13 protein-coding genes are annotated in these 15,304 nt (G+C 50.9%); 12 read left to right on the forward strand and 1 reads right to left on the reverse strand.

Features of this window, described 5'->3' with window-relative positions:
• Positions 1-320: 320 nt before the first annotated feature.
• The 9 genes from BLQ17_RS14670 (at position 321) to BLQ17_RS14710 (ending at position 12,314) form a co-directional block, all read left to right on the forward strand.
• Complete coding sequence (locus tag BLQ17_RS14670; protein WP_092224154.1) at positions 321-1,433, forward strand: hypothetical protein; 1,113 nt, start codon at positions 321-323, stop codon at positions 1,431-1,433.
• A gap of 637 nt (positions 1,434-2,070) precedes the next feature.
• Entirely contained in the window at positions 2,071-3,465 is a 1,395-nt protein-coding gene (gene hydG, locus BLQ17_RS14675; RefSeq protein WP_092224156.1) for a [FeFe] hydrogenase H-cluster radical SAM maturase HydG, read from the forward strand.
• Positions 3,466-3,474: 9 nt separating this feature from the next.
• Positions 3,475-4,593 (forward strand): [FeFe] hydrogenase H-cluster radical SAM maturase HydE, encoded by a 1,119-nt coding sequence (hydE, locus tag BLQ17_RS14680; RefSeq protein WP_245695164.1) that lies wholly within the window; start codon positions 3,475-3,477, stop codon positions 4,591-4,593.
• Positions 4,586-5,989, forward strand: a complete 1,404-nt coding sequence (locus BLQ17_RS14685; protein WP_092224158.1) for a lyase family protein — start codon at positions 4,586-4,588, stop codon at positions 5,987-5,989. The genes hydE and BLQ17_RS14685 overlap by 8 nt, the downstream gene beginning before the upstream one ends.
• The gene (gene hydF / locus BLQ17_RS14690) at positions 5,986-7,200 is read left to right on the forward strand and encodes a [FeFe] hydrogenase H-cluster maturation GTPase HydF (RefSeq protein ID WP_092224160.1); all 1,215 of its coding nucleotides are present in this window, start codon (positions 5,986-5,988) and stop codon (positions 7,198-7,200) included. Before BLQ17_RS14685 ends, hydF begins: the two co-directional genes overlap by 4 nt.
• Before the next feature lie 150 nt (positions 7,201-7,350).
• Positions 7,351-7,881: an NADH-quinone oxidoreductase subunit NuoE family protein gene (locus BLQ17_RS14695; protein ID WP_176761252.1), complete on the forward strand. Its 531-nt coding sequence runs from the start codon at positions 7,351-7,353 to the stop codon at positions 7,879-7,881.
• Positions 7,882-7,893: 12 nt separating this feature from the next.
• Positions 7,894-9,774: an NADH-quinone oxidoreductase subunit NuoF gene (locus BLQ17_RS14700; RefSeq protein WP_092224162.1), complete on the forward strand. Its 1,881-nt coding sequence runs from the start codon at positions 7,894-7,896 to the stop codon at positions 9,772-9,774.
• A gap of 15 nt (positions 9,775-9,789) precedes the next feature.
• Positions 9,790-11,541: an NADH-dependent [FeFe] hydrogenase, group A6 gene (locus tag BLQ17_RS14705; RefSeq protein ID WP_092224164.1), complete on the forward strand. Its 1,752-nt coding sequence runs from the start codon at positions 9,790-9,792 to the stop codon at positions 11,539-11,541.
• Positions 11,542-11,810: 269 nt separating this feature from the next.
• Positions 11,811-12,314, forward strand: coding sequence for a type II TA system antitoxin MqsA family protein (locus BLQ17_RS14710; protein ID WP_176761253.1), 504 nt, complete (start codon positions 11,811-11,813; stop codon positions 12,312-12,314).
• Between the two features lie 180 nt (positions 12,315-12,494).
• Here the strand turns inward: BLQ17_RS14710 and BLQ17_RS14715 are convergent, their stop codons facing one another.
• Positions 12,495-13,379 (reverse strand): hypothetical protein, encoded by an 885-nt coding sequence (locus BLQ17_RS14715; RefSeq protein WP_092224168.1) that lies wholly within the window; start codon positions 13,377-13,379, stop codon positions 12,495-12,497.
• A 412-nt stretch (positions 13,380-13,791) separates the two neighbouring features.
• Here BLQ17_RS14715 and BLQ17_RS14720 point away from each other — a divergent pair, with 412 nt between their 5' ends.
• The 3 genes from BLQ17_RS14720 to BLQ17_RS14730 all read left to right on the forward strand — a co-directional run bounded on the left by BLQ17_RS14720 (position 13,792) and on the right by BLQ17_RS14730 (position 15,280).
• On the forward strand, positions 13,792-14,238 hold the full coding sequence (locus BLQ17_RS14720; RefSeq protein ID WP_092224170.1) for an Hsp20/alpha crystallin family protein: 447 nt from the start codon (positions 13,792-13,794) through the stop codon (positions 14,236-14,238).
• 42 nt (positions 14,239-14,280) lie between these two features.
• Positions 14,281-14,667, forward strand: a complete 387-nt coding sequence (locus tag BLQ17_RS14725; protein ID WP_092224172.1) for an Hsp20/alpha crystallin family protein — start codon at positions 14,281-14,283, stop codon at positions 14,665-14,667.
• A gap of 307 nt (positions 14,668-14,974) precedes the next feature.
• Positions 14,975-15,280 (forward strand): EthD family reductase, encoded by a 306-nt coding sequence (locus tag BLQ17_RS14730; RefSeq protein ID WP_092224174.1) that lies wholly within the window; start codon positions 14,975-14,977, stop codon positions 15,278-15,280.
• Positions 15,281-15,304 lie beyond the last annotated feature (24 nt).

Raw genomic sequence — 15,304 nt, forward strand, 5'->3', positions numbered from 1 at the left:
ATGTTCAGAATTTTCTTTGACACTAACACCTGATGGAGTGTAGTATACACGGTTCAACAAGAATTGATTCCGGTTGATTTGGCGGATTTTTTCACCAAATGCGATAGCTTCTAAACATACGTATTGCGATAAGCTCTGGCCCGGTCTGCTGGGGTCAGATTATCCGTTAGTGCCTCCGTGCATGATCTGGCAGGATTGAGAAAACTACTCACCTGCCATTGTCAGGTGGTAGTCGCGCTTCTCCAAAGTGCTGTCCGGTTTCTCAAAGCTTTGCAGTCCTGCCGGGGTGTTCTTTTCAATATACCTGTTATGGAAGCTGTATGAAAATTCAATATAAATATGCTGTTGACGTATTCAAGCGTTCATATATCTCTGGATGGTGCTTTCACCGCTTTGACAAAAAACGCTCTGTTGTCCTGGAGTTCTATGAAGGTGACAAGTTGTTGGGAAAAGCAGAAGCCAATCAATACAGGGAAGATTTGAAGGCTCTAAATGTTCACCCTGATGGGAAGTGTGGCTTTTGTTTTTTCTTTCCTGGGGCTCTTGATTGGGAAACAGGAGGCAATATTGTTGTTCGCGTTGCTGAGAAAGGCTCACTGCTTGCTTCTGTACCCAAAAAACGGTGCGGTGAAAACCTGAAGCAAGAACCTTCGTTATTTCAATATCTGCGGCGCAGGTGGAGTGGAAAAGCAACACTCAAACAACCGATATTTTTTATGCACATCCCCAAAACTGCCGGAACCACATTCAACACCTTTGTAGAAAATCACTTCAAATCACCGTCGATTCGTCATATTGAAGTTTTTAACGAGAGTGAATATTCCAGCTATGGAGAAGATTTTCTCTATATTGCCGGGCATGTTCGATATAGCCGTTTTCATCGTTACTTCCCAAAAGATAAATTTCTCTGGTATTCTCTGCTGCGAGAGCCATATGCTCATCTTCATTCTCATTTGAATTGGCTCAGAAGTGTGGCGGTAGATCAGGAATCTGATTTTTATCGTGCTCATAACGACGAGTTTAGAAATATTTCTTGCCATCTCAGTGGTAAAGAGCAGTTGAATCATGTAGATCTCCAGCACCTTATTGACACGTTGCCTGTTTCTGCAATGGCGAATATAGATAATCAGCAAACGAGATATTTTTTGCCGCATGATAAAGCACGGATTGAAGAATCTGATGCCCATGAAGCTTTGGATGTGTTGCGGCAGTTTAACCATGTGGGGCTTACTGAAGACCTCATCGGTTTTCAGCAGAAATTTCTTGCGGCAAACCATGCACCATTAAAGCCAATGCCAAAAAGGCTTAACAAAGCAAAGCTGAATATTCTCTATAACTATACAGACCCCGAAGCTCGTGAAATTGCAAAGCCTCTGGTTTCTGCTGATTTGCATCTCTACAATAGTGTTGTGGCAGAAGAGATGCAGAGATGAGAAGTTGTAATGCCGACTTTATCTGGCAAATACCAGTTTTGACAGGGGTGTTTGCCGGTCATGGGAAACTGCAATATAGTGTTTGCCAAACTTACCCTTGATCCGCACGATGTAGCTTCCGTTACGTGAGTTGCTGTCTTTTTTGTGCCTAACTTTTTAAAAGTGTCGTAAAGTGTCCTGGCATCTCGGTTTACATGTACATTCCGACAGTCGTTTTGTAGGCAGCCGGGGAAGCCCGGATTTGCAGGAAAGGTCTTCATGCTACCTGTAATTCTAAATCATGGTATCGAGCGCATTATTTGGGATGGAGGTGGAGGGGCTCTTTTAGCTATGGTGGTAACATTTTAAAATCATTTATATAAAAGTTTATAGAAGTTCCTGTACGGAGTCTTGGGTAAGCACGGCTCATGGAATGAAAAATATTGCCGTGAAATTGCTGAAAAGCGATTGTGTATCATCCCGCCAGCACACTTGAAATATTGTATCTTTATAGAAAAAGTTGATCTTGCGTTAACTTTTTGTTGACTTTCGGTCAACTTCGTCTGTAGTATACCCAGTACAGGTAAAAAAAGATACAAACAACTCCATAGTGTCCAATGTACTCTGTACCAGTACATATTACAGAAAATACCAATTTATGCCCCAGACTTATCCGGAGTTCTTAGATTTTTCCCTGATAGCCCAGTTGAAGGGGGTTCGTTCCCCTGATGAACACCGGCTTGATGAAATTCTTGATAAAGCAACACTGCTGAACGGACTGAGCCTTGAGGATGCTGCCGTACTGCTTGCCGTACAAGATCCCCGACAGATCCAGCGGATCATGACCACCGCAAAACAGGTCAAGCAGGCAATCTATGGCAACCGCATCGTTATTTTCGCTCCGTTGTATATCGGCAATCATTGTGTGAATAATTGTCTGTATTGCGGATTCCGCAAAGACAACAAGGTGCTGAAAAGGGCGAAGTTGACCCAGGACCAGGTCCATGAACAGACCAGCCGGATGCTCAACCAGGGGCACAAGCGGATCGTTCTGCTGTTTGGTGAGGGGTACAACCTGTCCTATCTTGAACAGTCCATTAACACCATCTACAAGGTTCGTGAGGGGGCTTCCAATATCCGCAGGATCAATGTGGAGGTGGCTCCCCTGGATGTGGAGGGGTTTAGCCGTCTCAAACAATGCGATATCGGCACTTATATCTGTTTCCAGGAGACCTACGATCCCGGTTTATACAAACACTATCACCCTTCAGGCCCCAAATCCGATTACCAATACCGTCTCTTTTGCATGCACCGGGCCATGGCGGCCGGCATTGACGATGTGGGGATCGGGGCCCTTTTAGGTCTGGCGGACTATAAGCTGGAAGTTTTGTCCATGCTGCAGCACGCCAAGGCACTGGAAACTCATTTCGGGTGCGGGCCTCATACCATCAGCGTTCCCCGCATCGAACCGGCGGATGGCGCCCCCTTAAGCAGCAGGGTGCCTCATCTGGTGTCCGATGACGCCTTCCGCATTATCATCGCGGTCCTGCGGCTGACCCTGCCCTATACCGGGATTATTCTCTCCACCCGTGAGAAGGTTGAACTCCGCCGGGAGCTGTTTCAATATGGGGTCAGCCAGATCAGCGCCGGTTCGGCCACCTCCATCGGCGGGTACTCAGAGGACAATGCCCCGGATACCCAGGGAGGGAGTCAGTTCGCCCTGGGTGACTGCAGGCCTTTGGAGACCGTGATCCGAGACCTGATCCAGATGGAATTTATCCCCTCTTTCTGCACAGGGTGCTACCGCAGGGGTCGGGTGGGAAAGGACTTTATGGATCTAGCCAAACCCGGACTGATCAAATTATTCTGCCATCCCAACGGGATCATGTCTTTTGCCGAGTACCTGGAGGATTATGCCACTGCTGATACCCGGAAAAAAGGGTATGCCCTGATCGAAAAAATGCAGGCCAGGGAGCAGAATGACAAAATAAAAACCACTGTGGATAGTGGCATTACCCAGATTCAGGCGGGCAAAAGGGATCTTTTTGTTTAGGACAAAATCATGCCCTGCCTGAACACCTCGGATATGGCCCCAAGCGGTGCGCCACTCCCCAGGGAGCGACAATCTGTCCCCAGGGCCTGCACCGCGCAGGAAATTGAACGATTTTTTCGTTGCTGTTCCCTTTCGGATCTGGAAGGGGCGGCTCGTAAAGTCTGTGAGAGGGTCCATGGCCACGCCGTCTATCTGCGCGGGCTGATTGAATTCACTAATTACTGTACCTCCAACTGCCTCTATTGCGGGATCCGACGGGATAACCAGAAGGTGCGCAGGTTCCGAATGGATGAGGGCCAGATCCTTGATGCCGTCCAACAGGGGCTGAGCATGGGATTTAAAACCTTTGTGCTCCAGGGAGGCGAAGACCCCCGGTGGACAGTGGATCGGATCTGTCGTCTGGTAGAGTCCATTAAAGCAGCCACCCGAAACCGGGTCGCCGTCACCCTGAGCTGCGGAATGAAATCCGGGGACGGATACCGTAAGTTTGCAGACGCCGGCGCCGACCGGTACCTGCTTCGGTTTGAAACCAGCGATCCCGAACTTCACGTCCGGCTGCGTGACGGCCAGACCCTGGACCAGCGGCTGGAGGCGTTGGATCATATCCGGTCGGCCGGTTTCCAGGTGGGATCGGGATTTATGACAGGCCTGCCCGGGGAACTCCCCGAAACCCGGCTGGACAATATCCTGCTTTGCCAGTCCCTTGGGTTGGATATGGTGGGGATTGGACCCTTTATTCCCCATCCGGACACGCCCCTGGCGGGTCAGTCCAGCCAGGGGATAGAGTTGGCATTGCAGGGCACGGCCCTTCTTCGCTTGGCCCTGCCCCTGGCCCATATCCCGGCCACCACGGCCGCTGGCTCAATTGTTCAAAACGGCAGGGAGCTGATGATTCTTCACGGCGCCAATGTGCTCATGCCCAATATGACCCCTGAGGCCTTTAAAAAATCATATCTGCTGTATCCTGGCAAAATCTGCATTGAAGAAAGCTGCGCCCGGTCCTTGGCAGACCTGAAGGAAAGCCTCTTCGACATCGGTCGCGCACTCAGTTTTGAAAGGGCGGATGCCGTCAAGCTCGCACATTGGCGGCATAGCCGCCATTTAACCAAAGGAGGCCTGTATGGATAAGGCGGCAAAAGGCCAATATTATGGAGAGGAAACGGCCAAAGCCCTTGACCATCTGGGGCGCGAACAGACGCCCAGTGAGATGGTTAAAGCTTATGCTCTGGTGAAGCTGGCCGCTTTCAGGGCCCAGCAGGAGAGCTGCAACCTCTATCCCGGTGACTATTTTCCTTTTCTGGAGCAGGTGACCCAGGGGGTGGCTGACGGGCAGTGGGATGACCAGTTTGTGCTTCCCCTGGCCCAGGGCGGGGCCGGTACAAGTCTGCACATGAACCTTTGTGAGGTGATTGCAGCTCTTGCCAATGAACAGTACCAGCACCGGTATCCGGACAAGGAGTTCCGGGCTCATCCAATTGAGGATCTGGCCCGGTTTCAATCCACCAATGACACATTTCCCACGGCCGTAATTCTGTTAACGTTTGAGTTTTTGGAAACAGTTGAATCCCGGATAATCGGGCTGCAGGAAGCGCTTGTGGCAAAGGAAAGAGAGTATGAAACCCAGATTCTTTGCGGCCGCACCCAGCTTCAGGACGCCCTGCCCATTACCCTGGGCCAGGTGTTCGGTGGTTGGGCCGGTCCTGTAGAACGGGACCGGTGGCGACTCCATAAATTAAAAGAGCGGTTGCGTACCGTGCCCCTGGGCGGTACCGCCATAGGTACTGGGTATTCCGCCCCCAGGGACTATGTGTTTGCTGCTGAGCGGCATCTGCGGAATATCACGGGATATCCCCTCTGCCGAAGCCAGAATTTATGCGATCAGGTGGCTCACTCGGACAGCCTCGCGGAAACCGCCAGGGGGATGGCTCTCTGTGCGGATAATTTATTCAAGTTTTCATCGGATCTGCTGCTCTATGCCTCCGGCTTCTTGAATGAAATCCGTCACAAGGAGCTGCAGTACGGCTCCACCATCATGCCGGTAAAGAGCAATCCGGTTCGCCTTGAGTTGATCCGGGGACTTTCCATGGAGTGTGCTTCCGCAGGGCAACTGATCTGTGACTATGTGAAAACCGGGCAACTGCAGCTCAACGCCAATCTGCCTTTTATCTCCGACCAGATGATACGGCTGTCCACCCGCCTGATCCGGGCTCTGGATACGGCCATAACAACTGTAAACGAGGGTCTTGTTCCCGACGTAAACCGGATGGAGGCCAACCTGGCCAAGAGTCCTGCCATTTTAAACAGTCTCAGGGAGGTACTGGGATATGCCCGGGTCAAGCAGCTTGCTCCCGAGATCAGTAAAGCGGCTCCCCGGAATTTAGCGGACCTGAAACTGTGGCTTGAAGCCCACACCGAGCTGACACGGCCTTTTCTGGACCAATGGGCCTCTCCCTTGAGCTTGACCGCCATGGGAGGGGGCGAGACCGAAGCAGCAAACAATATAACTAACAGAAAGAACAAATGAAACTTACCACCCCCCTGGCGGAGTTGAACAAAATTGTCATTGCCGGTATCCGCAATGCAGGCAAGTCGTCACTGCTGAACAATCTTTTTCAGAAGGATGTGGCCATTGCCTCCGACACTCCCGGAACAACCACCGATCCTGTGACCCGGAAAATTGAGCTGGGCAGGATCGGAATGTGCGCCGTCACCGATACGGCCGGAATCGATGACGATGGCGCTTTGGGGGAAAAACGGATTGCAAAGGCCAGGGAGCAGATGATCTCTTCCCACATGATCCTTTTTGCCAGTCCCGGGCATCTGCCGCTTACCTCCCATGAACGGGAACTGCGTGATTGGCTGGATTCCCGGAACCTGCCATGGCTTGGTATTCTGACGTTTGCAGACCGACCGGTTGATCCGGAAAAAAAAGAATTTTTCCCCGAGTCAAAACAGGTGGTTCAGAACAATCTCGACCCGGCGTCCGCCCGGCAGCTGGTAAAAGCCATTGAAGAGTTTGACCGGCAGCTGGAAAAAGAGATCAGTCCGGTTCACGGTCTGGTCTCCGAGCAGGAACTGGTGCTTCTGGTGACTCCCCAGGACCTCGCAGCCCCCAAGGGCAGGCTCATCCTGCCCCAGGTGGAAACCATAAGGGATATCCTGGACCGGGACTGTGCCGCCCTGATTATCAAAGAACGGGAACTTTATAGTTTTTATCATCGCCTGGGTATGCGTCCCTCCCTGGTGATCACGGACAGCCAGGCCTTTCACAAGGTGGCCGCGGATATTCCCGAGGACCAGCCGCTGACGTCATTTTCCCTGCTCTTTGCCCGCAAAAAGGCTGACCTTGCCTGGTTTATCAAGAGCCTTTCAGCTCTGGATAATATTAAGGACAAGGGGCAGATCCTGGTGATGGAAGCCTGTTCCCACCACTGCCAGGCCGATGATCTTGCCCGGGTGAAAATCCCCCGGCTGTTTCGGCAACTGGTGGGAGCAAGGGTTAAATTTACCTATGCCAGACAATTGCCTAAAGATCCAAGAAATATCGATCTGGTCATTCACTGCGGAGGGTGCATGATCACCAGGCGGGTGATGATGAACCGCCTTGAATTTTTCAAAACCCACGGCATTCCAATGCTTAACTTCGGCCTTTTTTTGGCGTGGGCGAACGGGCTTTTGCCTCGGGCACTGGAACCCTTTGACGAGCTGGCGCCACTTTATTCGGATTTGAACTGACGTGGCTGTTTATACCCTCAACTGTAAACAAGATACCCAGGGCTCGCTATTCCGGGTCCGGAAAAAGATATACGTGTAAGTGTAAGTGATTAGGGGGGAGGTTATTAGCGGGTAGTAACAGAGCAATAGTAGGAATAAAGGGAGAAAAAAATGGAATTATTAGATCCTGCCAAGCAAAAAAGAGTCTTTCCTGACGAGATGTACGAGAAACTCAACGGGTTCGTCGATGATCTGGACATTGATCCTGCTGACCCCAGGAAAAAAGGTAACCTGATTCAGGTCCTGCGCAAGGGGCAGCAGATTTTCGGATATCTGCCAAGGGAACTGCAGGAGTATGTCGCCGTCCGTCTTGGAATTCATCATGCCGAGGTGTCCGGCGTGGTCAGTTTTTACAACTTTTTCACCACCACCCCTAAGGGGGAGTTTACAATCAGTGTCTGCATGGGCACCGCCTGTTATGTGAATGGGGCTGATAAGATTCTCAGTCAGTTTGAGCGGATTTTGGGAATCAAATCCGGAGAGGTGACCGAGGATCGGAAATTTTCCATCGACAGCCTGCGCTGTGTCGGGGCCTGTAGCCTTGCCCCGGTGGTTACGATAAATGACAAAGTTTATGGACGGGTGGCTCCCCAGGATGTGGAGAAAATCATCGAAGACTGTCTTGTACAAGAAGAAGCTTAAGGGGGAGCGAAGATGGAAAAAATTAAAACGTATCAGGAATTGACTGAGACCCATGACAAGGTAAAATCGCTTCTGGATCCCCGCATCCTCCTGGATAGATACCAAGGCAAAAAACGGGAGATCTTGGTCTGCGGCGACACCGGCTGCCAGGCGTCGGATAGCCAGAAGATCGTGACCCGTCTCAATGAACTCATCTTGGCAAACAATCTTGAAGATACCGTCTCCGCAAAAATTACCGGATGTTTCGGCTTTTGTGAAAAAGGCCCCATCGTCAAGGTGTTTCCCGATGATGTCTTTTATACCCAGGTGACTCCTGAAGATGCTGATGCAATCGTTGAAAATCATATTATCAATAATCGGGTTATCCAGCGCCTGCTTTTCGTGCATCCGGAAACAAACCAGAGGATTGTCCCGGAAAAGGAGATACCTTTCTATCAAAAGCAGAAGCGGGTGGCTTTGAGAAACTGCGGGCTTATTGATCCGGATAATATCTATGAATATATTGCCAATGACGGGTATATGGCTTTGGGCAAAGTTCTCAACGATATGCAGTCCCAGGACGTGATAAATGAGATTAAGGCCGCAGGTCTTAGGGGGCGGGGCGGCGGCGGATTCCCCACCGGCTTGAAATGGGAGGGTGCCCTTAAAAACGAAAGTGATGAAAAATTTATCATCTGTAACGCCGATGAAGGGGACCCCGGCGCCTTTATGGATCGGTCCATCATGGAGGGTGATCCACACAGTGTGCTTGAAGCCATGACCATAGCAGGGTACGCCATCCAGTCCAATAAAGGGTACATCTACATCCGGGCGGAATACCCCTCCTGTATCGCCAGATTGAAAAAAGCCATTACCCAGGGAGAAGAGATCGGATTTCTGGGGGACAATATTCTCGGCTCCGGATTTGATTTTACCATTGAACTCAAGTACGGGGCAGGGGCCTTTATCTGCGGCGAGGAAACCGCCCTGATCCACTCCATTGAAGGTCGGCGAGGTGAGCCGACCACCAAGCCGCCCTTTCCTTCGGACAGCGGCCTGTGGGGCAAGCCCACCTGTGTGAACAACGTGGAAACCTATGCCAATGTCTGCCCCATCATCAACAAAGGCGCCGACTGGTATGCCGGTATCGGGACCGAAACTTCCAAGGGCACAAAGGTCTTTGCCCTGGCCGGCCAGATTAATAATACCGGTCTGGTGGAAGTGCCCATGGGCATCACCCTCCAGGAGATCGTCTATGATATCGGGGGTGGTATTCAGGATAACCGCAGGTTTAAAGCCGTGCAGACCGGAGGTCCGTCGGGCGGATGTATCACCAGGGCAAACCTTGAAACCCCTATTGACTACGATTCACTTGCAGCCATCGGCTCCATGATGGGCTCCGGAGGTATGATTGTCCTGAGCGAGAAGGACTGTATAGTGAACATCGCCAAGTTCTATCTGGAGTTCACCGTCGAGGAGTCTTGCGGCAAATGCACCCCCTGCCGGGTGGGCAACAAGCGGCTCCTTGAAATCCTGGAAAAGATCACCCAGGGCAGGGGAACCATGGAAGACATTGAAACCCTGAAAACCCTTTCGGAAATCATCAAAGACACCTCGCTTTGCGGCCTGGGCCAGACGACCCCCAACCCGGTTCTCAGCACCCTCAAATACTTTGAGGATGAATACATTACCCATGTCCGGGATAGAAAATGCCCGGCCGGTGTGTGTCAGAAGCTGATCACCTATGAGATCGTAGCCGAAAAATGCAAGGGATGTACCGCCTGCTCCAGGCTCTGTCCGGTGGGTTGTATTTCCGGGGCTGTGAAAGAAGCGCATGTCATCGATCAGGAACTCTGCATCAAATGCGGTGTTTGCTTTGACAAGTGTAAATTTACCGCCATCATAAGAAATTAAGAAAGGGACGAATCAATGAGCGTTGCCAATATTATCATAAATGACAAGAAGATTATCGTCGAAAGCGGCACCACCATATTGGAAGCTGCGCAAAAACTGCACATCAAGATTCCCACTCTCTGTCATCTTGATCTCCACGATATCAAGATGGTTAACAGAACCGCTTCCTGCCGGATCTGCGTGGTGGAGGTGGAGGGGCGCAGAAACCTGGCGCCGGCCTGCGCCACCCCGGTATTCGACGGCATGGTCGTCAAGACCAACACCATGCGGGCCATCCAGGCCCGGCGGACCGTACTGGAACTGATCCTGTCCGACCATCCCTTCAACTGCCTGAGCTGTGCCAAGTCAACGGACTGCGAACTGCAGGTTCTGGCCAATGAGTTCGGCATCGATACTCGGCCCTACCAGGGCGCTGCTTCCCATTACCCCCTGGATATCTCCAACAAGGCAATCCGCAGGGATCTGAACAAATGCATCATGTGTCGCCGCTGCGAAACCATGTGTAACGAGGTTCAGACCGTGGGCGTGCTCACCGGGTACCAGCGCGGATTCGAGGCCGTGGTGGCACCTGCGGATATGCAGCCATTGTCAGAGTCAACCTGCGTATACTGCGGCCAGTGCGTGTCTGTCTGCCCCACGGGGGCTCTGACCGAACAGACGGCGCGGCCGGAAATCTGGAATGCCCTGTTTGATCCGGATAAATATGTGATTGCCCAGACCGCGCCAGCCATCCGGGCGGCCATTGGCGAAGAGTTTGGTATGGCGCCGGGAGAGGCGGTTACCGGCAAGCTCGTGGCGGCTTTAAATAATCTTGGGTTTGACGATGTGTTCGATACGGATTTTGCCGCCGACTTGACCATCATGGAGGAGGCCAATGAAATAGTTGAGCGGGTGACCAGACAGGAAAATCTGCCCATCCTGACCTCCTGCTGTCCAGGGTGGATCAATTTCCTGGAATACCAGTTCCCGGACCTGTCCCATATCCCCTCCACTTGTAAATCGCCCCAGCAGATGATGGGGGCTATTGTTAAATCCTATTATGCTGAAAAACTGGGCAAAAAACCCGAAGACATTGTCCTGGTCTCTGTCATGCCCTGCCTGGCGAAAAAATATGAGGCTGCCCGGCCTGAATTTGCTCCTCAGGGCGTACCCGATGTGGACCATGTGGTCAGCACCCGGGGACTTGCCAAGATGATCAAAGAGGCGGGTATCGACCTGGCTACCCTTGAGGACGAGGATTTTGACCATCCCCTGGGCGAATCCACCGGCGCAGGCGTGATTTTTGGCGTATCGGGGGGGGTGATGGAAGCGGCCTTGAGAACCGCCTATGAAACAGTTACCGGCAAACAGCTGGCTAAACTGGAATTCAAGCAGGTCAGGGGACTGGAAGCAATCAAGACCACTACCGTGAACCTGGACGGAACAATCCTTCGCCTGGCCATCACCTCGGGTCTGGGGGCTGCCAGGACCGTGCTGGAGCAGATCCGCAACAATGAGGTCCAATATGATATCATTGAAATCATGGCCTGTCCGGGCGGGTGTATCAATGGCGGCGGCCAGCCTTCCATTCATGGAGATTTTAGCCTGATAGAAAAGCGGCGTCAGGCCCTTTACAGTGAAGATGAAGGCAAGGCGTTGCGTAAATCCCACCTGAATCCGTCCATCCAGAAACTGTATGAGGAATTTCTGGGTCAACCCGGGAGTGAGAAAGCCCACAGGCTTCTGCACACCCATTATTTCCCCAATAAGGATTACTCAGAAGAATAGCCTAAGTTTCCCACGGCGCCTGCATGGCCATCCCGGTGTTTACGCCGGGATGGCTGCTGTTCCTGGCTAATGATCGGTGCGTGACTCTGCCCTCCCTCCAAAAAAAGATTGTTTCTTCGTTCAATCTATGCTTCATTCCTAGTGTGTATGATAGCGGGAAATTGCCTAGGGCTAGTGAAAATTAAGGATAAAAATTCTTATTATCGCTAACCGGGCAAGCGTATTTACCGCACATCAGTTGTATTGTTGTATCCAAAGGAGGGAGTGCTGTGAGGTGTCATAGGTGCAACAGGGAGATGGCCGTCTCAAAAGAGGATTATCACTATACTGAATCTGGCCTGGATAATGTATACTTAGGCGATGTCAACATCTACAAATGCCAATGTGGAGAAGAAATTGCGTCAATCCCGGATCTTGTTGAGGTCAACTCCGCCATTTGCCACTGCCTGATCAAAAAACGTGCTCATCTCAGCGGGGAGGAACTTAAATTCCTGCGGAAAAATGCCGGAATGAGCGCAAAATCCTTTGCCGAATATATTGGAGTGAATAAATCCACCCTGTCACGGTGGGAGAACAATAAGCAATGTATCGATAAGTCCAACGATCGTCTGGTGAGGTTGATCTATGCAAATATAAAGCGCATGTCCCAGGATGAGATCGGGTGCCTTTTAAAGGAGACTATCAGAGAAATACAGGACCGGGAACAAGAGGCCATCATCAATATACCCATTGAAAAACTCCACCATCCTGGGGAAACCAGAAACTACATGTGACAATTATCCGCCCCGACCTTGGCCGGGAGGACAGGATACGGGACTCAGTGAGAGTCTCTTCAGCCTCCACTGTTGTATTGCCCGGAGCAGCGCCTTGTGGCAATGGAGGCTGCCGCTGTCAGCTTATTTAACATAGTGTCGGTCTATTTTGCAGTGTCATTTTAGCCCGGCCAAGCGGTGTTACGGGCAACACCAAAGTGATGCTCGCGAAATTTTACTAAGAAGCGCCGTGGTGGTCTTGCCAACTTTCCATGACCCCAGGGTTATCGATTTATCAGGCTGACGGCTCAGTCCGACAGCCACAGCCGCATATTCCCCCGTTGTCTCTTCCCTGCAGATGGTGTTTATAACCGATAGCCCCGTGACAGTCTTCTGGGTAATCCGTTCCGGGCCGATGTGGTGGCCGGCAAGAATCGATTCGCTCTCCCGGAATATTGGTTCGCTGTCGCTTGATAAGGGGCCTTTGACATGAAGGAGCGTGACGTTGTGGACAGGGATGAAACTGAGAATATAGCCGACGTGGTCTGCCATTCGCAGGGAACTGCGGGAACCGTCGACACAGAGCAGTACATGGCGTCTTCCCTCCTCAGGGTCACAACATATCCATATGGGGCTGCTTAACGCCGCATTTCGTATCAAAGCCTGGGCAATTTCGTCCGCTGCTCTTTCGAACATCCACTGCAGCGCATATGTCGTTCTTCTGCCCAGGATCATGGCATCATACATATTGTTTGCCCCCTCAAGAAGAATGTCCCCTACCTTCCCGTGGCGTTCCGTTATTGTCTTGGTTTTCAGAGAATCTACACCGATATCCCCCGATTGCAGCAACAACTTCGCACGGGCAATCGCTTTTTTGGCCGCGACCGTGAGGGGGGCGGTGTTGTCGGTACCGGGACTCTCCCACATTGCCATAAGTGAGCAGGCCTGGCTTTTCAGGTCTGTGGTATTGACATGAAAAAGAGTTATATCGCACAGGTTGTCGGTTTTGAAAAAAGAGCGGAGGAAACGCACCCCGAAAAGCTTTTCCGATTCCGAACTGATCGAGATGAGAAAGTGGAGTTTCATGGGATTGTGCACCGGTTGAATGATTGGTGATAGAACAGTGTTATACCAAGGTCTCTAAACAAGGAATAGCAAGAACCAGGCCAGATATATAGTGGATGGATCAGTCGCCACATGTTGCCTCCAATTAACAATAACCGGAAAAACAACAGCACGTGTTCCTGAAAAAGCCAGTTGGAGTTACTATTGATAAAAATCTAAAAAAGTAATATGTAATAAAAATGCACAAAAATGTTTGTTATGATATTGACATGATATGCGGTCGACTTATTTTTTGATCACAAACAGGGAGCAGCCCCGGACGAGACCTGCAGGCAAGGGAAAAAGACCTTGTCACAGGAAGGTGCAAGCTGGGTTGGAGCCGGAGCATAAACCTTTTCTGAAAAACCGGACGAATAAACAAGGAGGGACGGTTATGTGGACAAGAATAAATGATATTGACCGGATGTTTGGTGCCATGAATCTGTTGCGCTCCAGAATGAACAGGTTGTTCACGGATTTCGACAGATCGTACGGGGATGATTATGGCTGGAAGGTAATCAGCGGAGGTCCCAAAACGAACATGTATGACCTGGGGGAAAAACTGCAGATTGTTGCAGAGGTGCCGGGCGTTGCCAAGGAAGATCTGAGTGTGCGGATACAGGGAAACTATCTTGAACTGAGCGGGGCGCGTAAATCAGATGCTCCGGAAGGATACCGAGCGCATCGTGTTGAACGTGGAACGACAACATTTACCAGAAGCTTTACCCTGCCGACAGATGTGGACGCAGAAAAAGTCGCAGCGGAACTCAAGGATGGAATCCTGACCATGGATCTGCCCAAAGTTGAAGCGGCCAAGCCGAAGCAGATCACTATCAGGTAAAGCTTTTTGTGCCAGTGTATTGATAAAAACGGAGGTTGAATTATGAGCGAGAAAAAAGATCTTGTCACCCGTGAAGAAACTATGCCGGAGCGCAGTCGTGAACTTTCCATAGTCGCTCCTTTGGTCGATATCTATGAGAATGATGAAGAAATTCTTCTTCATGCGGATATGCCTGGTGTTAAAAAGGAAGAGATAACTGTGAATATCGACAACGGCAGACTCGAGATTACCGGACTGAAAAAAATTAACAAGGAGGGAGTGGCAGCCTGGGAGGAGTTCGGTGATGCCGAATATCGCAGGGTGTTTTCGGTGCCCCAGACTATCGATGCGGGCAAGGTCAAGGCGGAACTCAGTGACGGTGTGCTGAAACTGCATCTGCCGAAGGCCGCGGCGGCAAGGCCACGAAAAATTGAAATCCGCACGGCCTAACGTGGGGGGGCAGCCAACCCCTGGTTTCAGCTGGTTGCATCATAGTGAACCGGCCAGAGTGTGGCGCGGGTAACCGATTGTTACTAATCGGTTGCCCGCATTTTTTATTTGAGCGGGGCGTGGTTATCCGATATTTTCGGTGAATCCTATACTCTTTACACTGTCTTTGTGTGTGTTGGTGTTTCAGAAAAGATCTTTGAAAATTGAGCCTTTCCTGCTAAAAATATTCTGAACTGAGAATATATTTTCCAGCTTTTTGCAAGCAGTGGTGAAAACAGTGCCGACAGTATGATAAAGAGGAGATATTATGAAAAAAGTTACCGTGTTGTATAACCATCCGGAAGATTCCGAAGCTTTTGAAAAGTATTATCATGAAACCCATCTACCCCTTGCGGCAACCATGAAAGGAATTGCGCGGCTTGAGTTGACCAGGTTTGAGGCTGGCCCTGATGGGAGCAAACCTGCCTATTATCGTATGGCGGAACTTTATTTTTCTGATGACAATCAATGCCAGACGACACTCGGCTCCCCCGAGGGTGAGGCAACTGTAGCCGATCTGTCGAACTTCGCGACAGGCGGTGTGACGGTAGTCATGGGATCTGTGGAGGAGTAACAAAAAAGAGGTTTCTGTTTTGCA

Origin of the sequence: Desulforhopalus singaporensis (assembly GCF_900104445.1) — a bacterium.
GTDB lineage: Bacteria > Desulfobacterota > Desulfobulbia > Desulfobulbales > Desulfocapsaceae > Desulforhopalus_A > Desulforhopalus_A singaporensis.

What these genes read in the sequence shown, in the direction of transcription:
- BLQ17_RS14670 (WP_092224154.1), top strand. Translation starts at nt 321, where the DNA reads ATGAAAATTCAATATAAATATGCTGTTGACGTATTCAAGCGTTCATAT.
- BLQ17_RS14695 (WP_176761252.1), top strand. Translation starts at nt 7,351, where the DNA reads ATGGAATTATTAGATCCTGCCAAGCAAAAAAGAGTCTTTCCTGACGAG.
- BLQ17_RS14705 (WP_092224164.1), top strand. Translation starts at nt 9,790, where the DNA reads ATGAGCGTTGCCAATATTATCATAAATGACAAGAAGATTATCGTCGAA.
- BLQ17_RS14720 (WP_092224170.1), top strand. Translation starts at nt 13,792, where the DNA reads ATGTGGACAAGAATAAATGATATTGACCGGATGTTTGGTGCCATGAAT.
- hydF (WP_092224160.1), top strand. Translation starts at nt 5,986, where the DNA reads ATGAAACTTACCACCCCCCTGGCGGAGTTGAACAAAATTGTCATTGCC.
- hydE (WP_245695164.1), top strand. Translation starts at nt 3,475, where the DNA reads ATGCCCTGCCTGAACACCTCGGATATGGCCCCAAGCGGTGCGCCACTC.
- BLQ17_RS14700 (WP_092224162.1), top strand. Translation starts at nt 7,894, where the DNA reads ATGGAAAAAATTAAAACGTATCAGGAATTGACTGAGACCCATGACAAG.
- BLQ17_RS14725 (WP_092224172.1), top strand. Translation starts at nt 14,281, where the DNA reads ATGAGCGAGAAAAAAGATCTTGTCACCCGTGAAGAAACTATGCCGGAG.
- hydG (WP_092224156.1), top strand. Translation starts at nt 2,071, where the DNA reads ATGCCCCAGACTTATCCGGAGTTCTTAGATTTTTCCCTGATAGCCCAG.
- BLQ17_RS14715 (WP_092224168.1), bottom strand. Translation starts at nt 13,379, where the DNA reads ATGAAACTCCACTTTCTCATCTCGATCAGTTCGGAATCGGAAAAGCTT.
- BLQ17_RS14730 (WP_092224174.1), top strand. Translation starts at nt 14,975, where the DNA reads ATGAAAAAAGTTACCGTGTTGTATAACCATCCGGAAGATTCCGAAGCT.
- BLQ17_RS14685 (WP_092224158.1), top strand. Translation starts at nt 4,586, where the DNA reads ATGGATAAGGCGGCAAAAGGCCAATATTATGGAGAGGAAACGGCCAAA.